The following is a 22,791-nucleotide window of genomic DNA, read 5'->3' on the forward strand; positions in this document are numbered from 1 at the left end:
TAGGAATAGAAGCAATGAAATCAATGATCTCCGCAACCGCGATCGCCGCCAGCGGTCTGTTCTGTCTGGTACCGCTCTACGCTCATGCGGCGGACGGCACGATCACCTTCACTGGCAATGTTACGGACACGACCTGCTCGATCAACGGAAACGCAAGTGGCACACCGGCAGACAAGACGGTCACGCTGGCTGATGTTCCGACCGGGTCGCTCACACAGGTAGGCAACACGGCTGGTACAACGAATTCGGCCGATCTGCAATTTGTCCTGACGGGCTGCAGCGGCACGGCTACCAAGGTGATTGCCGGCTTCGAGAACGGCCCGACAGTCGACCAGGCGACGGGTTTTCTGTCGAGCAGTGGCACTGCGAAGAATGTGGAGGTCCAACTCCTCAACGCACAGATGCAGGTCATCAACGTTACGACGGGCGCGAACAACGATATCGGCTCGAACGGCGTGACCATCGATGTCGACGGGGCGACGACTCTGCAGTATTACGCGCGGTATTACGCGACGGCCGCTGCCGCGCCCGGCACGGTCATCTCATCGGTTCAGTACACGATGGAATACCAGTAAGTGTGGGTCTCGGGCGCTCGCCATGCGAGCGCCTTTTTGCACGCTTATTTTGAGAAATTTGACGGGCCGATCGTGATAACGCTGTTCAGAAATTCGATGATGGGAATCGGCCTTGCCTGTGTGCTACTGGCTGGCGATGTACGGGCGAGCGTGACGATTGGCGGCACGCGCGTGGTGTATCCGCTTGAGCAGCGCGAAGTCACGGTGAAGCTGGAAAACGACAGCCGCTCGCCCTCGCTCGTGCAGGTCTGGATCGATGACGGCAAGGCGGATGCCAAACCCGGTGAGGTCAAGGTGCCGTTCGTGATTACACCGCCGATTTTTCGCATGGATCCGAAGAAGGCGCAGACGTTGCGCGTGATGTACACCGGCGAACCGCTGCCGCAGGATCGCGAGTAGGTCTATTGGCTCAATGTTCTGGACATTCCACCGAAGGCAAAGACTGCCGCGGATGTCAATACTCTGACTCTGGCCTATCGCACCCGTATCAAGGTTTTCGTACGACCCGGCAAGCTGCCTGGCGAGCCGGAAGACGCACCCGCGCAACTTGGCTGGAAGATCGCCGCGTCGACGGACGGCAAGGATCAGGCCGTCAGCGTTTCGAATCCGACACCGTACTACGTGTCGTTCAGCGAGATTCACGTGGAAAGCGGTGGCCATACCTTCAGCAGCCAACGGGGCGGCATGGTGGCACCGCACGCTTCGGCGGTCTTGCCGATCGCGAAGATGAACGCCGTCGCGGCGGGCGCGAAGGTGCACTACGTCGCGATCAGCGACTACGGCGGTCCGATTCGCGGTGACGCCGCACTCGGCGACTAGGCCACCACGTCTTCAATCGGGCGGCACGCTGCCGCCCCTGGCTAACCCATTCTCGTACAAGGCGTGCGTTGCGCTGACAACGCACAGGGACGACGCACGCCTGTTGCAGGATATTGAACACCGCTCAGAACATGAAAGCTTCATTCCGTCGCGCGTCGTCTGTTCGCGTAGGCGAACTCTCCGGTGCGTTCAGGCTGCACCCCATCGCGGCACTTGCAGCATTGGCGTTCGCGATGTCAGGGGCTCAGCCGATAGACGCGCAGGCGTCCGAGCAAGGCGGACCTGCGGCGGTGGAGTTCGACACGACATTTCTGCGGACCGACGCGAATGCAACCGTGGACGTGTCGCGCTTCGCGCGTGGCAATCCGGTATCCGAGGGTGTGTATTCCGTCGACCTGTTCGTCAATGGCATTCGCGTTGCACGCCAGGATGTGCGTTTTGTGGCCGCGCGCGGCACTGTCGACGCGCGTCCTTGCTTCAACCGGGCCATGCTGGAGAAGCTTGGCGTCGATTTCGCCAAGGTCGCCGCGAGCAATGAGGCCAAGACGGCGGATGCCGGCGCGCCGGATGAATGCGTCGACCTCGCGGCAACTGTGCCCGACTCCACGATGGACTTCGACTTCGCGGACCAGAAGATCACGTTAAGCGTGCCGCAAAAGTATATGCGCAATGTAGCGCGCGGTTACGTCCCCCCTGAGATGTGGCAAAACGGCGTCAACGCAGCCTTCCTGAGCTACAACGCCAACGCGTATCACAGCGGCGGATCGGGCTTCGAGTCGACCCAAAGTTACCTTGGACTGAATGCCGGCGTGAACATCGGCGCGTGGCACTTTCGTCATCAGTCGTCTGCGACCCAGCAAACCGGCGCACCCACCCAGTTCGACAACATTGCCACGTACCTTCAGCGCGACATTACCGCGCTGAAATCGCAGTTGACGGTCGGCGACGGCTACACGACCGGCGACGTATTCGACAGCGTGCAATTCCGCGGCGCGCAGATCGCCACCGACGATCGCATGCTGCCCGAATCGCTGCGAGGCTATGCGCCGATTGTGCGCGGCACGGCGGAATCGAACGCACGCGTGACGGTTCGTCAGAACGGCCAGGTGATCTATGAAACCACCGTCTCGCCGGGCCCGTTCGAAATCAAGGACCTTTACGCGACCGGCTACGGCGGCAATCTGGATGTCACGGTGACCGAAGCCAACGGCCGCGCGAAGAGTTTTACCGTGCCTTACGCCTCGGTTGCCCAGTCGTTGCGGCCTGGCACCACACGGTTTTCAGTTACCGCCGGTGAGCTTCGTACCTCCGCGCTCGAGAACAGCCCGTATTTCGCGCAGTTCACCTTGCAGCGAGGACTCACCAATCTGATCACCGCCTATGGCGGCGGCGTGGCCGCCAACGACTATTTCGCTGCGGATGTGGGCGCGGCGCTCAACACGAAGTTCGGTGCGCTCTCAGCCGACGTGACGGCTGCACAGACCCAGATTCCCGGTCAAGGCACGTCGCGCGGCACCAGTTGGCGTATCGGTTACAGCAAGTTCATCGACCCGACCAACACGAATATTGCCATCGCGGCATATCGGTATTCGACGGCCGGCTACATGAGCCTCACTGACGCCGCCACGCTGCGTGACCGCGCAATGCGCGGCGACGATCTGAACTCGGTCTATCGGCAGCGCAGCCGTTTTCAGATCACCCTCAATCAGAATTTCAAGCGATACGGTACGGTCTTTTTGAACGCTTCCGCGCAGCAGTATTGGAATCGAAGCGGCAACGATCTGTTCTACCAGGCAGGTTACACCAATAGTTTCAGGTACGGCACGTACAGCATCAGTGCGGGACGCACGCGCAGTTCGGACGGTTCGATGTCCGACCAGATCATGTTGAGCACCACGTTGCCGCTCGGCCGCGGCCGCTATTCGCCGCTGATGTCGACGAACTTCAGCAGTTCGGGCGGAAACACCAACCTCCAGGCCAACGTGAGCGGCTCGCTCGGCGAGCGCAACCAGTACTCGTACAACGCGTATGGGACGTATGGCGCCGCTCAAGGCAACAGCACGCTGAGCACCGGCGCCAGCGGCGCCTATCGTGGACCGTATGCCCAGTTGACGGGATCGGCTAGCGCGGGAACGAGTTCGAGCCAGATCTCCGCCGGCGTCAGCGGCTCGATCGTCGCGCATCCAGGCGGTGTGACTTTCTCGCAGACGGTGGGCGACACGTTCGGCGTCGTCGAAGCGCCGGGTGCGGCGGGCGCCAGCGTGACCAACTCGCCCGGCGTCAAGCTCAATGGCCGAGGCTTCGCTGTGGTGCCGTATTTGACGCCGTACGGCATGAACACGGTGGAAATCGATCCGAAGGGTACATCCACCGACGTCGAGTTCGAGTCGACTTCGGAACAGGCGGTGCCGCGACTGGGTTCAGTGGTGCTGATCAAGTACAAGACGGTGAGCGGCCGCGCCGCATTGATTCGCGCGCCGCAACTTGGCGGCAATGCGCTGCCGTTCGGCGCGGACGTGGTCGATGCCAACGGGCGCACGGTGGGTGTGGTTGCCCAGGACAGCCGGATATTCGCGCGCGGCCTCGATGATAACGGCACGCTTTTCGTCAAGTGGGGTGCGGCTGGGGCGGAGCAGTGCAAGATTGATTATGTGTTGCCGAAGTCGAGCGGTAAGGCGGGCGCGGTGTATCTGTCGGTGGAAGGGCATTGCGTGGGCGGCATTCAGTCGACGCAGGACGACGCACGCTCGGACCAACCCCATCAAACGAATTGAGAAGGTGAACAGATGTTCGGGATGAGATCGACCAGGTATGAGACCTGTGATGGAGAAATCTCTGGCGAGCAGCCGGTGAGTGGCGTTAGTCGATGCGGCGGCCAGTCGTCGGTAGGGCGGATGTCGGTGCATGTTGCCCATCGCCTGCGGCCCAGATTCAGCCGAGCGGGGCATCGCACGCCGACAAAAGGAGCTGTCGGCGCAGATTCAGATGCGCTCGCGCCGTATCTGACGCCTCATGGCATGAACACGGTGGGTACTGATCCGAAGGGTTCATCAACCGGCGTTGAGTTTGAGTCGACATCAGAGCGTGCAATAACTCGGCTTGGGACGGCGGCTATGCTGAAGTACAAGACGGTGACAGGATGGGCGGCACTCATTCGCGCGCGGCGCCCGCACAGAGAAGCGCTGCCGTTCGGCGCGGACACGCTCGATGCCAACAGCAATCATGTCGGCTTGGTTGCAGAAGCGACGAGATGCGATCGGGCCAAAAAGTCGCCGGTAACCGGCTTTGTCAGCCAGCACTTGAAATCACCGACGGCTGCGAGCGTGTGGATGTTGCTCGTGTCGAGCTTATGCATATCGGAGGCGAAAGCCGACTGTTCGTGGTTAAACGGTCAGACCACCGAAAATTATACGTTTGACATTCCTGCCCTGACCGTCTCGCGTGACGCCGCCGAAGGCCGGGTCCTTTACACCAGTGAGCAGTATGCGTCTCCGTCGACTCAAAGTTTTGCCACCTGTTCGGGAAACACGCCGGCCAATCGTACAGTCACAGGCGGGGCACAGGTGAGATCCAATCCCTATACGTTTGCAACCAATGTGCCGGGTATCGGCATGCGGTTTTTTCACGACGCAGGCGGCTCAAAAAGCTATTGGGGAGCCGGCAATCAGGAAACCTTTAATGGATCGTGGGGGTGGAGCGGAGCGATGTTGGGCGTTGAGGTTGTAGTTACCGGCCCGGTAGCTGCCGGCACCATCGACGGAGCGCTGGTTGGGACGTTTCGGCTCGGCTCGTTGACCGTGGCAAATCTTAGAGTGACTCCTGCCAGCGTCGCGGCTTCCACCTGTAGTGTCGTCACGCAAACTTTGCCCGTGACGCTCCCCACCGTCCGTCCGAGGGCTTTCCTGGGAATTGGTTCAACGGCTGGTGCGCAAGTCTTTTCGATTGACCTCGACTGTACCGGGCCGAACGCAGCGGTCTTCGTAACGCTAACAGACAACACTTCGCCTGCCAACAGGTCAGGCATCCTGTCGCTCACGCCGGAGTCAAGTGCTCAGGGGGTTGGATTGCAGATCCTAATCCGCGGGAATCCTGTAAGTTTTGGTGCCGATTCTGCGGTTGCGGGCAATCCCAACCAGACGTTCGCCGGTACGGCAGGTGTTGGGCTATTGAACATTCCGCTGATAGTCCGCTACATGGCGACAAGTATGCCTGTCGGTGCGGGGACGGTAGGCGCGGTTGCCACTTTTACAATGTCCTATCAGTAAAGGTGGACATGATGCGTAAACAGATTTTTGCTCCCCACTGGTTGATGCGCGCCCTTGTCTTATTGGCATTGGCGGCTGGGTGGTCGGTGCATGCGTATGCCGAGTGCCCGACCTCGTCGGGCTTGCCTGCGACATTCACGTATGGCTCGATAGCCGTCTCCGACTCGGCCGCCGTGGGCGATGTGATTCCAGGGACGGTTCAGGGCTTCACCTTCATCGGAAAGTGCTCGGCGAGTTCGCTTTTCGACCAACCGATAGTCGCGTGCCCAGCCAGCGGCACAGCAGTGCCCGGTATGACGGGGGTTTATCCGACGAACGTTGCGGGAGTCGGTATGCGGATGCGCGATGCAAACGGCAAGCCGATGGTAGGAACGGGCTCCTGCTCCACCGATTCCCAGATCGGAACCACTGGCGCCGATGGTAGCTTCAATGTTTCGGGAACGTTTGAGCTTGTCAAAACGGGACCAGTCACTGGCGGGTCAATTACGGGCGCGTCCTACAACAGCGGCATCCTGAGGACCGGCACCACACTCAACAACGACGCGGCCACGCTGTCCGTCGCGAACAACACGCCCGTGCGAGGTGTCACGTGCTCGGTGACGTCCGCAAGCGCTAACCAGACAATTCCGCTCGCGACGACCAGTCCGGCGGCGTTTCCGACGGGCGGCTCGGTCGACGCCAAAACACCGTTTTCTCTGGGTCTCAACTGCCAGTCCGGCGTTAAGGTAGCTGTGACATTTAGTTCGACGTCCGGCAGTTCAGGCGTCGCGTCAGTTTTGGCAAACGCAGGTTCGGCGACGGGCATCGGTGTGCAACTGCTGGACGCGTCGCAGTCGCCGCTCGCGCTGGATGCGGCTCTTTCGCTTACGTCGAGCACGACAGGCAACATGTCGTTTCAGTTTTTCTCACAGTACTATCGGCTGGGGGGCGCGCCTGTGGTTGCCGGAACGGTTCGGGCGACCGCTATCTTTACGATGAGTTATCAATAGGTGCAAAGAAGTGGCTCCGAGAATTCGGACAATTCGTTAGTTCAGGTCGCGATGCCGGCGGCCAGCAACCGGCAACACTCCATTGAATGTGCGGCTCGGTTGTGATGCGGGCCTGCGTGTCTACGCGACCGTATCGAACGCCGTGTCGGTTAGCAACACGATTTCGACGTTGGCCTTGACGCCGGATTCGACCGCACAAGGCATCGCTGACCAGATTCTTTACTCAGCGAACGCTATCGTCTTCGGACCCGATTCCGCCGCGGCTGGACATGCCAATCCGTTCGCGGTTACCGCGGGCCAGACAGACGGCGGCATCGTGGATCGCCCCTCACAGCACGTTGCTTCCGATCCGGGAACGTGAGCGTCGGTTCAGCGAATGCGAAGGCGACGCTCACCCTGTCGTGTCAATGACTTCGCTGCTTCTATGCGGCTGGTCTGAATCGTCCGGTGGCGCTACGACGACGGCGTGAGCAACCTGCTCGTCACCCGGGACTCGGCACCATTTCCCGCATCTTTCCCGCTGAGCGTCCACACGTTTTTTGAGGCCTGGGAGCCTAGGATTGTTCTTAATTGAGCGTGCGTGACTCGTCGCAAAAAACCTTTGTGAACCCTGCGAAGCCATGCCAGGCATGGGAAAGCGTCGGCATCGAGTTATTAACCGTATCTCAATAATTTAAGACTCGTCTGAGCGACTGCCAGATCGCACTTTTTTAAGATTCTATTCATGGTGATCGAAGCTTCAGTGGATGCAAACACAGAGTCAAACGAAAGCAACGATAACCGCAGCGGTTCGACGTGACGATACGAAGTGACCGCTGATTTCGAAACCTTCAATGAATTGAATCTCAGGAGCATTAAATGAAACAACGTTTTATTTCCGGACTTTTCGTGGTTGCTGTCGGCGCAGTCGCCATGCTGTCGATGAAGGCTCATGCCGCGGACGGCACGATCACGTTCACCGGCAGCGTCTCCGACACAACCTGCTCGATCAACGGCGTGTCCTCCGGTAACCCAGCCGATATCGCCGTCACGTTGCCGCCGGTTCCGGCAGGTGCGTTGGCATCGGCAAACGCAACAGCCGGCACGACTAGCGCCGGCGCCATCCAGATGAAGTTGACTGGCTGTTCCGGTGCTGCAACCAAGGCTGTCGCGCGCTTTGAAAACGGTCCGACGGTCGATCAGTCGAGCGGTTATCTGGTGAACCAATCGACGATCACCCCGTCGCAGAACGTCGAAATCCGCTTGCTGAATGCGAACATGCAACCGATCAACATCCTCACCGGCGCCAACAACGACATCAGTGCCAACGGAGCACCCATCTCGGCAGGCAGCGCTACGGTGAACTACTTCGCTCAGTACTTTGCAACCGGCAAGGCGCAACCAGGCTCGGTGACGTCGTCGGTCCAGTACACGATGCAATATCAATAAATAGCAAAAAAACGGCGTTTGTTGCGGCGAACGCCATTTTTATGGACTAATTTTAAGATTAGTCGTCGTCAAGCTTGAAAAGGAACGGTGATGAAAACGATACGTCGATGGATGACAGTGGCGGGTCTGGTGAGTGCGTTGTTCGCGGGCGCGGCGCACGCGAGCGTAACGATCGGCGGCACGCGGGTCGTGTATCCGTTGGATCAGCGGGAAGTGACGGTCAAGCTTGAAAACGATAGCCGCAACCCGTCGCTCGTGCAGGTATGGATGGACGACGGCAACGCCGACGCGAAGCCCGGCGAGTCCAAGGTGCCGTTCGTGATCACGCCGCCTATCTTCCGCATGGACCCGCAGAAGTCGCAGACGTTGCGAGTGATGTACAGCGGCGAAGCCTTGCCGCAGGACCGTGAGTCCATCTATTGGCTGAACGTTCTGGATATTCCGCCCAAAGCCGCGAACACCGCTGATGCCAATACGCTCCAGTTCGCATTCCGCACGCGGATCAAGGTCTTCGTGCGGCCGCCGAAGCTGCCCGGCGGGCCCGAGGAGGCGCCGCGTCAACTCGACTGGAAGGTCGTGCCTGCGCCGGTCGGCAAAGGGCAGGCGCTAGCGGTGTCCAATCCGGGCGCTTACTACGTGTCGTTCAGCGCGATCGACGTAACGGCCGATGGTCACACCTACAAGAACGACAACGGCGGCATGGTCGCGCCGCACGGCACGCAGATCATTCCCGTGCCGCAGATGGCCGGCGTGCAGGCCAGCGCCAAAGTGCACTACGTTGCTATCAGCGACTTCGGCGGCCCGATTGAGGGCGATGCGACGCTGAGCCAATAACGCGAGGCTTGCCCTCGTGTCCTTCCAGGGCAGCTTCACGCTGCCCGATCCCTTTCCAGTTCGAGCTTTTCCGTATCACGCAAGCCGCGATACGCGTCAACGCGCGCGTCCTCATTTCCTTATCTCGTAATTCAGAGCCGTCCTAGGGATTCCTATCTCGTAAATCCATAACATCGACTTGTACCTCATCAAGAGGCCGAAGTTTTCTGCAAGCGGTGTTACGGACATGAAATCCTCGCGTCAAATCCAATCGAATTCTCACTTCAACGACGATCACGGTTCGTTCGGTCTCAAGCCGGTCACTGCCGTCGTGCTGTCGGTCTTTGCGGCGTTGGGTTATATGGCGCAGGAAAGTGCCAGCGCGAAGGATGCAACTCAAGCATCCAGTGCCGTCACGTTCGACACGACGTTCCTGCAGACCGACGCGAAACAGACCGTCGATGTCTCGCGCTTTGCGCGCGGCAACATCGTGTCGCCCGGCGTGTATTCCGTCGACGTGTTGATCAACGACGTGCGCGTTGCCCACGACAACGTGCGCTTCGTCGCGACGCAAGACGGCGAGAGTGCGCGTGCGTGCTTCGATCGCAAGACGCTCGAAGGCTATGGCATCGATTTCGCGAAGGTCGACGCCGACCACAAGGACGGCGCCACGAAGTCCACGGCGAGCGATTGCATCGACGTTGCGGCGACCATCCCTGAGGCGAGTATCGAGTTTGACTTCAGCGAGCAGAAGCTCGCGATCACCGTCCCGCAGAAATACATGCGCAACTCGGCACGCGGTTATGTGTCCCCCGAGCTATGGGAGAACGGCGTGAACGCGGGCTTTCTCAGCTACAACGCGAACGCCTATCAGTCGAACAGCAACGGCACGCATTCGACGCAGGAGTATCTCGGCCTGAACGCCGGCGTGAACATCGGCGCGTGGCACTTCCGTCACCAGTCGTCAGTATCGGCGGCGACGGGTCAGGCGACGCAGTTCGACAACATCGCCACTTACGTGCAACACGATGTCGCGAAGCTGCGCTCGCAGGTGACACTCGGCGATGCGCAAACGACCGGTGACGTATTCGACAGCGTGTCGTTTCGCGGCGCCCAGATCGCAACCGATGACCGCATGTTGCCGGAATCGCTGCGCGGTTACGCGCCGATCGTACGCGGCACGGCGGATAGCAATGCGCGCGTGACGGTGCGGCAGAACGGTCAGGTGATCTACGAGACGAGCGTGTCGCCGGGTCCGTTCGAGATCAAGGATCTGTACGCAACCGGCTATGGCGGCAATCTCGATGTGACCGTCACCGAGGCGGACGGCCGCACGAAGAGCTTCACCGTGCCCTACGCAGCGGTGGCACAATCGCTGCGGCCGGGCACGACGCGTTTTGCGGTGACGGCCGGCCAGTTGCGCGACGACTCATTGCAAACGAAACCTGCTTTCACCCAGTTCACGATGCAGCGCGGCCTCACCAATCTGGTCACGCTGTATGGTGGCGCGATTGCATCGAGTGGATACATGGCCGCCAACATGGGTGCGGCATTCAACACGAAGTACGGCGCCATCGCCACCGATATCACGGCCGCGCGCACCGACGTGCCCGGCCACGAATCGCTGCATGGCAATAGTTTGCACATCGGCTACAGTAAATTCATCGATCCGACTTCGACGAATATCGCGCTGGGCGCTTACCGCTTTTCCGACTCGGGATACTTGAACTTCGCGGACGCCGCATCATTGCGCGACCTCGCGGAGCACGGCGGTAACGTCAACGCGGCCGACCGCCAACGCGGCCGCCTGCAATTGACAGTGAACCAGAGCCTGAGCAATAACCACGGTTCGGTGTTTTTGACTGCGTCGTCGCAGCATTACTGGAACCGGCCTGGCAGGGACGTGTTCTATCAGGCCGGCTATTCGAACGGCTTCAAGTTCGGCACATACAGCGTGACGGCGGGCCGCACGCGCAACTCGGACGGCACGTTGTCGAACGAGATCATGCTCAGCATGACGATTCCGCTCGGCCACACGCCGCATGCACCCGTGCTGACGACGAACCTGAATGCCGGTAACGGCGCAGCCACGATGCAGGCGAATATCAGCGGATCCGCGGGCGACCACAACCAGTACTCGTACAACGCGTATGGGACGGCTGGGCAGGGTTCGTCGTCGGGGGCGAATGTGAACGGCGGCGTGAGCGGCGTGTATCGCGCGCCTTATGCGCAGATGACGGCGTCGGCGAGCGCGGGAGCCAACTCGGCGCAGGTTTCGGCAGGCGTGAGCGGCTCGATCGTCGCGCATCCGGGCGGCGTGACGTTCTCGCAGACGGTCGGCGATACGTTCGGCATCGTCGAAGCGCCGGGTGCGGTGGGCGCGACGGTGTCGAGCGCGACTGGTGTGACGGTCGATCGTCGTGGTTATGCCGTGGTGCCGTACCTGACGCCGTATGGCATGAACACGGTGGATATCGATCCGAAGGGCTCATCGACCGATGTGGAGTTCCAGTCGACGTCCGAGCATGCGGTGCCGCGGCTGGGGTCGGTTGTTATGTTGAAGTACAAGACGGTGACGGGACGGGCGGCGCTGATTCGCGCGCCGCGGCTGGGTGGTGAAGTATTGCCGTTCGGCGCGGATGTGCTCGATGGCAAGGGCAATCATGTTGGTGTGGTTGCGCAGGATAGCCGGATTTTTGCGCGCGGCCTTGAGGATAAGGGGACGCTTGTCGTTAAGTTCGGCGAGAAAGACGGGGATGTATGTCGAATTCAGTATGCGTTGCCGGTGAAGAACGGCAAGGCGGAGACGGCTTATACGTCGGTGGAAGGGCACTGCGCCGGTGGGATTTGAGCCGAACGCTTGGGATAAGTAAATGACCGGCTTCGATCAAGAGCTATAAAGGTGGACATGATGCTTAAACAGATTTTTGCTCCGCATTGGTTGATGCGCGTCCTTGTCGTATTGGCATTGGCGGCTGGGTGGTCGGTGCATGCGTGTGCCGAGTGCCCCGCCACGACGGGCTTGCCTGCGACATTCACCTATGGCTCGGTAGCCGTCTCCGACTCGACCGCCGTTGGCGACGTAATTCCAGGGGCGGTTCAGAGATTCACCATTATTGGAAAGTGCTCGGCGAGTTCGCTTTTCAACCAACCGATAGTCGCGTGCCCAGCCAGCGGCACAGCAGTGCCCGGTATGACGGGGGTTTATCCGACGAACGTCGCGGGAGTCGGTATGCGGATGCGCGATGCAAACGGCAAGCCGATGGTAGGAACGGGCTCCTGCTCCACCGATTCCCAGATCGGAACCACTGGCGCCGATGGTAGCTTCACTGTTTCGGGAACGTTTGAGCTTGTCAAAACGGGACCAGTCACTGGTGGTTCAATTACGGGCGCGTCCTACAACACTGGCGTGCTGAACACCGGCTACACGCTTAACAACGGCGCGAGCACGCTGTCCGTCGCGAACAATACGCCCGTACGAGGCGTCACGTGCTCGGTGACGTCCGCAAGCGCTAACCAGACAATTCCGCTCGCGACGATCAGCCCGGCGATGTTTCCGACTGCCGGCTCAGTCGCCGCCAAAACACCGTTTTCTCTGGGTCTCAACTGCCAGTCCGGCGTTAAGGTAGCTGTGACATTTAGTTCGACGTCCGGCAATTCAGGCGTCGCGTCAGTTTTGGCAAACGCAGGTTCGGCGACGGGTATCGGTGTGCAACTGCTGGACGCGTCGCAGTCGCCGATTACGCTGGATGCTGTTCTTCCGCTTACGTCGAGCACGACTGGCAATATGTCGTTTCAGTTTTTCTCACAGTATTATCGGCTGGGAGCCGCGCCCGTGGTCGCGGGAACGGTTCGGGCGACCGCTGTCTTCACGATGAGTTATCAGTAGGCGTAAATCTCGCGTCCTTGCCGGATCTTGCGGACGACGCGTTCTGCATAACGGTTGCAGCCCGCTGCTATTGCCGCAAGGCACATTTTCAGAAGAGAAGGCCATCTGTCCCGTCACCGCGATGCAGGGATTGGTTGGCCGCGCGTTGCGTAGTCATTGAGGCGCCTTTAAACCCTCTCGCGCCCATGACGTGTATCATTCGTTCCCTGCGCTGTTCTGCGCTGGCGATTCCCGTATTGTCGAACGCTCGTTCGTGACCTGTTTCCGACGCGGCTGGGTTGCCATTGTGATGCGGGTCGTCGGCCCAATTCCCGCAGCTCAACGCCGCCGCGCAAGGCGTGGCACACCGGCAGCCACAAGCCGCCGGGAACCGCCCGAACCCCTATCCGTGACCGCCAGACCCGATGTCAGTCTCCGAACTCAAACGCCGCCGCACGTTCGCGGTCATTTCCCACCCGGACGCGGGTAAGACCACGCTCACGGAAAAGCTCCTGCTGTTCTCGGGCGCGATCCAGATTGCCGGCACCGTGAAGGGCCGCAAGAGCAACCGCTACGCAACGTCCGACTGGATGGAAATCGAAAAGCAGCGGGGCATTTCGGTGGCGAGCTCGGTGATGCAGTTCGAGTACGGCGACGCCGTCATCAACCTGCTCGACACGCCGGGCCACGAAGACTTCTCCGAAGATACTTACCGCGTGCTGACCGCGGTCGACGCCGCCGTCATGGTGATCGACGGCGCGAACGGCGTCGAAGCGCAAACGCTCAAGCTGCTCGAAGTCTGCCGCAGCCGCAAGACGCCGATCGTCACCTTCATCAACAAGCTCGACCGCGAAGTGCGCGAGCCGCTCGAACTGCTCGACGAAATCGAGCAGCATCTGGGTGTCGCCGCCGTGCCGTTCACGTGGCCGATCGGCATGGGTAAGGACTTCCAGGGCGTCTACGATATTCAGCGCGATCAGGTGCGCATTTTCCGCGCGGGACAGGACAAGGCCGGCGGCGAAGTAGAAACACTGCAAGCGCCGAGCGACGAAGAAGGCGAGCGCCGCTTCGGCCACGCCTGGATCAAGGCGAAGGAAGAGATCGATCTGATCACCGGCGCGTCGCCTGATTTCGATCGCGAGCAGTTCCTCGCCGGTCAGCAATCGCCGGTTCTGTTCGGCTCGGCGATCAACAACTTCGGCGTGAAGGAAATTCTCGACGCGCTGGTCGACCTGGCGCCGCCGCCGTCCATGCGCATGACCGTGCAGCGTCCGGTCATGCCGGACGAGCCGAAATTCACCGGCGTCGTGTTCAAGGTCCAGGCGAACATGGATCTGGCGCACCGCGACCGCGTGGCGTTTATCCGCGTGTGCTCGGGGCATTTCGAACGCGGCATGGCCGTGAAGGTCACGCGCACGAACAAGACTTTCCGTGCCAATAACGTGGTGACGTTCCTGTCGCAACGTCGTGAGACGGTGAGCGAGGCGTATCCGGGCGACATCATCGGTATTCCGAATCATGGCACGCTGAGTCTCGGCGATACGCTGACCGAAGGCGAGCAACTGCAATTCGTCGGCCTGCCGTTTTTCGCGCCGGAAATTTTCCAGACCGTCGAAGTGGTCGATCCGATGCGCGCCAAGCAACTCGGCGAGGCGCTCAAGCAACTCGGCGAAGAGGGCGCGATCCAGGTGTTCCGTCCGGAAGTGGGCGGCCTGATGATTCTCGGCGCGGTCGGTCAACTGCAGTTCGAAGTGGTGTCGCACCGTTTGTCGACGGAATACAAGGTCGACGTGCGCATGGCGCCGGCGCGCTACCGCATGTCACGCTGGGTAACTAGCGACGATGCAGCCGAATTGCGCCGCTTCACCGATTCGTACGCGGCGCGCATCGCGCTCGACGCTTCCGACGCACCGACGTATCTGGCTTCGCACGTGTCGGAGATCGAAGTCGCGCAGAAGGCGTGGCCGAAGATCGTGTTCAACGAGTTGCGCGAGCACTCGGGCGCGCCGTTCAAAAAGGCGATGTAAGTTCGCCTCACTGGTTTCGACCGAAAAACAAAGCAACGCAAATCAGAAGGCCCCGTCAAAAACGGGGCCTTCTGCATTAACGCCCGTACCTTTGCCGCCTGGAGCATCGACGCTCACCCCAGCTTCAACACCTCTTCCCGCATCCACCCCGCCAGCGCCTGCACATGTTCCAGCCCGACATGCCGCTGGGGAATATCGAGCCAGTAACCAAACGGCCCGCTCACCTCGACGTCGGAAAACTGCGCGAGACTGCCGTCCGCCAGTTCCTCGACAATCATGTTCCGGTCGACGATCGCCAGCCCCGCGCCTTTACTCGCCGCGCGAATCGCCTGTTCCAACGTCGAGAACTCGATGCCGTTGTCCGCGTAACGCGCGGGCATGCCCGCCTTGGCCAGCCAGTTCGGCCACAATTCGAGCCGGGCGTCGTTGTGCAGCACATGGAGCGCCGGCATGCGTTCGAGCAGCGCGTCGAGCGGTTGGCCGAGCAGGCGCGGCGCGCCCACGAGCACGTGGCGCTCCATCATCAGCAATTCGGAGTGCGCGTCCGGAAGCGCCTGGCGGCTGAAGCGAATCTGACAGTGAAAGTCGCCGTTCGCCTCGGTACGAACGGACAGTTCGACGTCGGGCAGTTCCACCGCGAGCGAACCCAGCCGCGGCGAAAACCATTGCGTGGCGAAAGTGGGCGGCAGAGCGAGCACGAGGCGCCGTCGCCCTTTGGCTGCCGTGATTTGACGAAAGCCGCGCTCGATCGTATCGAAGGCTTCGGACAGGCAGGGCAGCAATTGCAGGCCGGCTTGCGTCAGACGAATGCCCTTATGGTCGCGCTCGAACAGTTTCGCGCCGAGCGACTCTTCGAGCAGCTTGATTTGCCGGCTCACGGCGCCTTGGGTCACGCACAGCGCAATGGCGGCGCGGTTGAAGCTCATGTGCCTGGCCGTCTCTTCGAAGAAGCGCAACGCGATCAGCGATGGCAAGCGCCGCATAAATCACCTTCTATTACTTTTAATCGTGCGCGATCCGGCCGGCGAGAGGGTCGGGCTGCGAACTGTGGTTGTGCTGCACCACTAGCCGTGCGTTGTCCCCAAACGAATCACTTTTGGCGCGTCTCCGGCGCACGCGATTCGAACCGCCATCGGCCAGCAATTTTTTTAAGGCAAACCGCCATCGCGGCGGCTGGAAGATTGTCGCATTGGCGCTCGTTGTTTGTTTGATCTCGATAACAAAAATCCCTAGCGCGCCTTGGACTGCCGGCCGCGATCGGGTGCCGGCCGGGCGCTGAAGGAGAAGCGCCGCGCGAACGCTCAACTTCGCCTATGCTGACGATGACGCGTGCCTGGCGACGGAGCCGGCTCGCTTTCCCTGCCCCGGAGCGCCTGTGACCGTTCGCAATCTCGACGCCTTGTTTCGACCCAAATCCGTCGCCGTGATCGGCGCCTCGGAGCGGCCTGGCAGCACCGGCGCGATGGTGTGGACGCGCGTGCTGGACGGGGGCTTCGACGGCCCGCTCTGGCCGGTCAATCCGAAGTACGAAAGGCTCGGCGGCCACGCCGTGATCCACGATCCGGGCGATCTGCCGGAAGCGCCCACGGTCGCGCTGATCTGCACGCCACCGGCGACGTGGCCCGGCATCATCCATAAGCTCGGCGGATTGGGCACGCGCGCGGCGATTATCGTCGGCGAGGTGCGGTGCGATGAGGACCGGCTCGCGCTACGGCACGCGCTTTCGGCGGCGCGGCCGAATCTGCTGCGGATCGTCGGGCCGGGCAGTCTCGGCGTGGTGTCGCCGGCGCTGCGCGCGCATCTGGGCGCGCCGTCGTGCACGGTGAAGGCGGGCGGCGTCGCGTGGGTGTCGCAGTCGAACGCGTTGACCAACGCCGTGCTCGGTTGGGCGCACGCGCGCGGCCTCGGCTTCTCGCACGCGGTGGCGCTCGGCGGCGAGGCGGACGTGGACGCAGGCGACGTGCTCGACTATCTGGCCAGCGATCCCGGCACGCGCGCCATCCTGCTCGAACTGGATAGCGTGCGGGCGGCGCGCAAATTCATGTCCGCAGCCCGCGCGGCGGCGCGCAACAAGCCGGTGCTGGCGCTGCGCTCCGGCCGCACCGATCCCGCCGACGCGCTCTACACCGCCGCGTTTCGCCGCGCCGGCATGGTGCGCGTCGACGCGCTCGACGACCTGCTCGACGAGATCGAGACCCTCGGCGTGGGCCGCGTGGCGGCGGGCGCCACGGCCACGCTGATTACGAGCGACCGCGGCCTGGCCACGTTGGCTCGGGACGCCTTCGCCGCAGCCGGCGATACCCTTGCGCCGTGGCCCGATGAGGCATCGGAGGCCTTGATGCAGACCTTGCCGTACGCGGTCGGCGGCAACCCGCTGCAACTCGGCGACGACGCGCGTCCTGAGCACTTCGGCACCGCGCTCAAGCTGCTCGCGGATCATCGCAGCACCGGCACGGCCTTCGTGGTCCACGCTTCGACGCACGGCGCGCCGGTCGGCGAGGTGGCGCAGGCCCTGATCGCGAATCAGCGCTTCGCTTATCGCGGCTTGCTCGCATGTTTCTTCGGCGGCGTGGATGCCGCCACGCGCGACGCGCTGCACGCGCAGGGCATCCCGGTTCATACGACGCCGCAACGCCTCGCGCGCGCCTTCGCGCGGCTGGTCGATTACCGGACGGGACGCGAACTGCTGATGCAAACGCCGGAGGGTCTGCCGGCGCAAATTCCCGAATGCATTGACGCGGCTCAGGCTCAGGCGCGCGAGGCACTTGCAGCAGGTGAGCACCAACTAACCGGCGAAGCGGCGGCGCGGTTTCTGGGGCGGTTCGGATTGCAGGTGGAAACGGACTCGTCCGCCAAACCCGTCGTCGACATCGCTGTTGAACTCTACGACGACGGCAACTTCGGCCCTGTCTTGCGCTTCACGACGCCATCGGCGGACGGCGTGTCCGAGCCGTTGTGCGTCTACGGGTTGCCGCCCCTCAACCCAATGCTCGCGCGCGACATCGTCACGCGTTCGCCGTACGCGCGGCTGGTTGCGCCGGAACCGGCGCTGGCCGCGCTGACGTCGCTCTCGCAAGCCGTGTGCGACGTCAAGGAGCTTGTCGGTCTCACGCTGACGCTCAGGGTGTACCGCGATCACGTGATGATTGTCGAGCCCACGCTGAACCTTGCGCCGACACGCAGCCGCCTCGCGATCGTCCCCTATCCGCGTCGTTTCGAAGAAACGCTGGACTGGCAAGGAGTGCGAGTGACGGTCCGGCCTATCCGTCCGGAAGACGAGGCCGCGCATCATGACTTCGTCGAAGCAATGACGCCCGAGGATTTGCGCTTGCGATTTTTCGGCGCCGTGGGCAGCTTCGACCATTCGCAGCTGGCGCGCATGACGCAGATCGACTACGACCGCGAAATGGCGCTGATCGCCACGGTGCAGAGCGACGAAGGCTTCACGCGAACATTGGGTGTGGTGCGTGCAGTCGCCGATCCCGACAACGAAACCGCCGAATTCGCGGTGGCGGTGCGCTCGGATCAGAAAGGCCGGCGCCTTGGGCAATTGCTGATGGACCGGATCATCAAATATGCGCGAGCGCGCGGCATTCATTGGCTGGTCGGCGAGGCGCTGCGCGAGAATGCCCCGATGATCGGGCTCGCCAAAGCCAGCGGTTTTACGATCACGCGGACGGAGGATCCGGGTGTGGTGGGGTTCAGGATGGCGCTGGATGAGGTGGCGACTCACTGACAAAGCGATGAGCGGCAAGGCAGCCCATCGAGGAAATTTCGCGTGTCTTGTCAGAACATATCGACATCGCGACGGAGTTCTCCTTGCGCGCAGCGTGTCATCGGAATTTGCATAGTGACGAAAGCGCCAGATCTTCGGACGTTTCTCAACACTGTTTGAGTGGACCTTTCATAAAATCTTACGGTCAGGTTACTTCCTGGCTCCGAGTCTTGGCAAAGGTGTAGTCAGCGAACTGTCGCTCGGTTGGGATTTTATTTAGCTCTCTTAACAGGTCCACTAATGAATCACAAGAAACGTACCCGCGAGACCTACCAGGGCACGGGGAAAACAGGCTACCGGCTGGCGCTCATGCCGGCAATGTTGATGGCGGCCATGGGTTGTGCCAATACCGCTTGGGCCGTCGACGGCGGCGTCGTGGCGGCAGGTGCCGGCGCCATCAAAACGCAGGGCAACAAAACGACCATTTCGCAGTCCAGCGACAAGATGATCGTCAACTGGAAGAACTTCAACATTGGGCAAGACCAGTCGGTTGTCGTCAGTCAGCCGGGCGCCACGTCGGCTCTGCTCAACCGTGTGACCACGGCGGACCCCACGCAGATCAACGGCGTGCTGAACGCGAACGGCCGGGTGTTCGTGGTCAACCCGGCGGGTGTCGTGTTCGGCCAGAACGCCAAGGTCAATGTTGGAAGCCTCGTAGCCTCGACCCTCGACGTGAATGACCAGCAGTTCATGGACGGCGGCAGGCAAGGCTTGAACGGCACCCGGAACATCAATCTCTTTTCGCGCGGCGGTGAAGGTAAGGTCACTAATAACGGCCAACTGACCGCGGACGAAGCGGTGATTCTGTTGGGCCCTCAGGCGGCTAACCACGGCACGATCCGCGCAAAAGACGTGGCGCTCGGTGCCGCGAACGGCGTAGCGATGCAGATGAGCGATTCAGGCTTTGGGGTCTCGCTCGGCCGGCAGGCACAGAATGCGCTGGCTGCCAATTACGGTGTTATCGCCGCGAAGGGCGGCAACGTCACGCTGTCCGCGGCGGCGACCGGCGCCATGCTGGGTACCGTCGTTCAAAACACAGGGCAGATCGAGGCAACCAGTGCCTCATTGGGTCGAGGCGGCAGTATCACGCTTGGTGCGGAACGTGACGGCAAGATCGGTGTAGGTGGCCGTTTGACTGCCGACAACTCTATCTGGATTACGACTGCGCCGGCATTTCCTTCTCCGTCTTCACCCTTCGACGCATCCACGGCACCTGACGGCAGCGCTCGCGCACTCAAGGGCCACGACATCGCGGTGGAGTCGGGCGCAAAGATACAAGCGGCATCGGGCTACGTCAACATCAGTTCGGTGCGTGGCAACGTCACCATGGACGGCAAGATCGTATCGGACCTTGCTGATATCACCGCTGCCGGCGGTGCTGTCACAACTAACGGTCGGATTGAAGCCGATCAGGTGTCGCTGGGCGGCGTCGCTGTCGACATCAACGCACCGATCCACGCGGGGAGCATGGTGTCGGTTTCCGCTGACGGAGACGTGCACCAGCGAGCAGACGTGAGCGCGACTAGCGGTTCGGTCTACGTGGCCGGTGCCAATATCATCCAGGCCAATGGTGTCAAAACTTCGGCCGCCGCCGACGTCTCGCTGACATCAGAGGCGGTCTATCAAGATCCGGTGACTACTGTTATGTCACCCGCTGGTCAAATCCATGTGGCGAATGTCACGGGCAAGACCATCAATATCAACGGCGGCGACATCGCGCTAACGGGGAATCTGAAGGCAGATGGCAATATTTCGGTTAAATCCATGCAATATATGCCGCCGTGTCCGGACGGGATGTCGTGCGTGCAGGTTATGCAAGGCGGTCACCTCGTTCAAACGGGCAACGTGATCAGCCGCAACGGCAACGTGGCATTGAACGCAGCGACCACTGTCTCGCAGCAGGCTTCGTCCCTTACCAAAGCCGGTAACGATGTCACGCTGAACGCCTTCGACGTTCAAACCGGGCGCATCCAGGCAGGCGACAAGATTGCTGTCGATGCGTACGTGGCTCGCGTCGGCGGCAAGTTGACGGCTCGCGAGGTCAGTCTGCCGGCCAACACGCAGAACGCGGACGGCAACATCCGCATCAAGGCGAAGTCCGCAAACCTGTGATCGCAAGCGAGCGTGACAAAGTACTTGAGCGGTTCTTCATCAGGCGAGTCGCAATAACTCACTGAGCGAACAGACAAGCCGGCGTAACGAAGGGAGAGGCGCTTCGCCTCTCCCTTTCTGATTTGCGTCGTAACAAACCTTCCTCATTCCCGATTCGTGCGTCGGCAGGGCTCTCACGAGGCTCTGCTGGCGCTTATTTTTCCAGCGCATCGCAAACTTGAAAGCCGCTCACTCCTACTGGCACACACGCCGTCGATTTGACCGCGCCTGGCTGCCGTTGCTCGGCGTGACTGTATGGCACGCTTCCGCGCAAGCCTACGAGCCGACGAACGCCGGCTCGCTGCTCCGACAGACTCCCGAACTGACGCGAGGAGCCGGAGCCGAACCCGGAGTTGATCGAGCAGCGCCGATGCAGCCTTCGACTCCACCCGAGACGGCACCCGAAAACGGCGAGCTTTCATTTCCCGTCCATGGCTTCGAGTTTGGCGGCGCGTTGTCTGTGGAGGAACAACAACGCGCCGACGAATTCCTTGCGCCGTGGCGTGGGCGTAACGTCACGCTTTCAGAATTGCGCGTACTGCGCGATGCGCTTACCACGGTCCTGTACCACGGTGGCGACTCTCTCGTGCGTGTCATCCTGCCGCCGCAGACGGTGACGGACGGCGTCATCCACTTCGAGATCGCGCGCGGCCATGTCGAGTCGGTCACTGTCGAAAACAGCTCCGACGTCGCGACCAAACGGCTTCGGGAAATTCTTGAAAGCACGCGTGACGGCGCACCTTCGCTGCACGATATCGAGCGCAACGCACGCCTTGTCGAGGACATTCCCGGTGTCGGATCGGCGACATCCACGTTGTCTGCCGGAAGCCAACCGGGCGGCACGGTAGTCACAGTCGATGTCGCGCCTGGCGACCGGTATTACGGTGCGGCGACTATCGATAACGCGGGCTCGCGGCAAGCGGGTTGGCGCAGATTCGGCCTGACCGGCGGCGTTAACAATATGCTGGGGCTAGGCGACCAGTTACAGGCCACGGTCTATCTGACGCCGCGTTTCATGCAGACCCAGGCAGGCGAAGACGGGCAAACGCGCCTCGGCCGCATCTCTTACGACATGCTCACTGGCCTCGGTGCGAGCCGTGCGGGTATCGCGTACTCGCATGTGGATTACCGGCTAGGTGAGATGTTCACGGGCTTGGGTACCGGATCGGCGAATGTCGTCAGCATTTACGGCGTCCAGCCGCTGATCCGCTCAGACTCCGGGAGTCTCGATCTTGGTGCCAATCTCGACCTCAAACGGTCCAGCGACGAAAAGTTCGACAACGTGCTTCGAACCGGCCTGCGCAGCCTCGTTGCATCAGTGCGCGCGGATGGCGCCCTGGCTGGTGAAATCGGCACGCGCCGCAACGTGATTCAGTACAGCGCCGTGCTCAGTCGCGGCACGGCAGAGCAGAGCGAGTTCGACTATTCAAGTAGCGCACCCATGCTCGGCAGCCGACGATTCGACTTCTACAAGGCCGAACCATCCGTCGCTTACGTCCAGGCCATTACGCCCACTATTCGCGCTTCAGTCCAGATGCGCGGGCAATGGGCCAGTCGGAGTCTCGACAGCTCGGAACGAATGGGGCTCGGCGGTCCTTCTGCCGTGCGCGCTTATGATCAGAACGCGGCTTCGGTCGACGACGGTCTGATCCTTTCGATCGCCGCGAGCAAATCTATCAGCAGTTTGCCGGGCGCCTCTGTGCAGGTGTTTTATGACGATGCGCGAGGCAGAACACGTCCGGACGGCCCGATACCGGGCGCATTCGTGCGCTTGCAAGGTTATGGCATCGGCGCGAGCTACAGCGGCAAGCATGTGGTCGCGCAGTTAACTTATGCGATGCGTGCGGGCCATGTTTTTGAGCACACGGCTCGACAGCAGACCTGGGTTACCGTGTCCACGACGTTTTAGTTGAATCAACCAGCAGTGGTGACGCCGGAGACGGTCGAAATGCTCTTCGCTCACCTCGAGAGGATCCTCAAAACTAGATCGCTTGCGACTGCGTTGTCCAAGCGTTGCTCATGATGAGTTTCTGATGGCAGCCGTTCAGTCTCCTGACTGAACGGCATGTCAGCTTGGAAAT

14 protein-coding genes and 1 pseudogene are annotated in these 22,791 nt (G+C 61.3%); 14 read left to right on the plus strand and 1 reads right to left on the minus strand.

Annotation, left to right across the window (positions count from 1 at the left end):
- Positions 1 to 14 precede the first annotated feature (14 nt).
- The 11 genes and pseudogenes from B0G71_RS32055 to B0G71_RS32105 all read left to right on the plus strand — a co-directional run bounded on the left by B0G71_RS32055 (position 15) and on the right by B0G71_RS32105 (position 14,784).
- On the plus strand, positions 15 to 575 hold the full coding sequence (locus B0G71_RS32055; RefSeq protein WP_116146880.1) for a fimbrial protein: 561 nt from the start codon (positions 15 to 17) through the stop codon (positions 573 to 575).
- A 99-nt stretch (positions 576 to 674) separates the two neighbouring features.
- Positions 675 to 1,079, plus strand: a pseudogene (locus tag B0G71_RS42570) (fimbria/pilus periplasmic chaperone); the annotation flags it as partial.
- 54 nt (positions 1,080 to 1,133) lie between these two features.
- Complete coding sequence (locus B0G71_RS42575; protein WP_309546288.1) at positions 1,134 to 1,394, plus strand: hypothetical protein; 261 nt, start codon at positions 1,134 to 1,136, stop codon at positions 1,392 to 1,394.
- A gap of 131 nt (positions 1,395 to 1,525) precedes the next feature.
- Positions 1,526 to 4,168: a fimbria/pilus outer membrane usher protein gene (locus tag B0G71_RS32065; RefSeq protein WP_116146882.1), complete on the plus strand. Its 2,643-nt coding sequence runs from the start codon at positions 1,526 to 1,528 to the stop codon at positions 4,166 to 4,168.
- Positions 4,169 to 4,507: 339 nt separating this feature from the next.
- Entirely contained in the window at positions 4,508 to 5,659 is a 1,152-nt protein-coding gene (locus tag B0G71_RS32070; RefSeq protein ID WP_116146884.1) for a fimbrial protein, read from the plus strand.
- 8 nt (positions 5,660 to 5,667) lie between these two features.
- Entirely contained in the window at positions 5,668 to 6,648 is a 981-nt protein-coding gene (locus B0G71_RS32075; RefSeq protein ID WP_147308727.1) for a fimbrial protein, read from the plus strand.
- 858 nt (positions 6,649 to 7,506) lie between these two features.
- Complete coding sequence (locus B0G71_RS32085) at positions 7,507 to 8,076, plus strand: fimbrial protein (protein WP_116146889.1); 570 nt, start codon at positions 7,507 to 7,509, stop codon at positions 8,074 to 8,076.
- A gap of 90 nt (positions 8,077 to 8,166) precedes the next feature.
- On the plus strand, positions 8,167 to 8,910 hold the full coding sequence (locus tag B0G71_RS32090; protein WP_116146891.1) for a fimbria/pilus periplasmic chaperone: 744 nt from the start codon (positions 8,167 to 8,169) through the stop codon (positions 8,908 to 8,910).
- Positions 8,911 to 9,136: 226 nt separating this feature from the next.
- The gene (locus B0G71_RS32095) at positions 9,137 to 11,740 is read left to right on the plus strand and encodes a fimbria/pilus outer membrane usher protein (RefSeq protein ID WP_116146893.1); all 2,604 of its coding nucleotides are present in this window, start codon (positions 9,137 to 9,139) and stop codon (positions 11,738 to 11,740) included.
- 57 nt (positions 11,741 to 11,797) lie between these two features.
- The gene (locus B0G71_RS32100) at positions 11,798 to 12,778 is read left to right on the plus strand and encodes a fimbrial protein (protein ID WP_116146895.1); all 981 of its coding nucleotides are present in this window, start codon (positions 11,798 to 11,800) and stop codon (positions 12,776 to 12,778) included.
- Positions 12,779 to 13,182: 404 nt separating this feature from the next.
- Positions 13,183 to 14,784: a peptide chain release factor 3 gene (locus B0G71_RS32105; protein ID WP_116146897.1), complete on the plus strand. Its 1,602-nt coding sequence runs from the start codon at positions 13,183 to 13,185 to the stop codon at positions 14,782 to 14,784.
- Between the two features lie 113 nt (positions 14,785 to 14,897).
- Here B0G71_RS32105 and B0G71_RS32110 read toward each other — a convergent pair whose 3' ends face one another.
- Entirely contained in the window at positions 14,898 to 15,767 is an 870-nt protein-coding gene (locus B0G71_RS32110) for a LysR family transcriptional regulator (RefSeq protein WP_116146899.1), read from the minus strand.
- Positions 15,768 to 16,159: 392 nt separating this feature from the next.
- Here B0G71_RS32110 and B0G71_RS32115 point away from each other — a divergent pair, with 392 nt between their 5' ends.
- From B0G71_RS32115 to B0G71_RS32125, 3 genes are all read left to right on the plus strand, one after another.
- Complete coding sequence (locus B0G71_RS32115; protein ID WP_116146901.1) at positions 16,160 to 18,520, plus strand: GNAT family N-acetyltransferase; 2,361 nt, start codon at positions 16,160 to 16,162, stop codon at positions 18,518 to 18,520.
- Between the two features lie 243 nt (positions 18,521 to 18,763).
- Positions 18,764 to 20,671: a filamentous hemagglutinin N-terminal domain-containing protein gene (locus B0G71_RS32120; RefSeq protein ID WP_258875707.1), complete on the plus strand. Its 1,908-nt coding sequence runs from the start codon at positions 18,764 to 18,766 to the stop codon at positions 20,669 to 20,671.
- A gap of 409 nt (positions 20,672 to 21,080) precedes the next feature.
- Positions 21,081 to 22,619, plus strand: a complete 1,539-nt coding sequence (locus B0G71_RS32125) for a ShlB/FhaC/HecB family hemolysin secretion/activation protein (RefSeq protein ID WP_258875708.1) — start codon at positions 21,081 to 21,083, stop codon at positions 22,617 to 22,619.
- Positions 22,620 to 22,791 lie beyond the last annotated feature (172 nt).

Source organism: Paraburkholderia sp. BL27I4N3 (assembly GCF_003386115.1).
Lineage (GTDB): Bacteria > Pseudomonadota > Gammaproteobacteria > Burkholderiales > Burkholderiaceae > Paraburkholderia.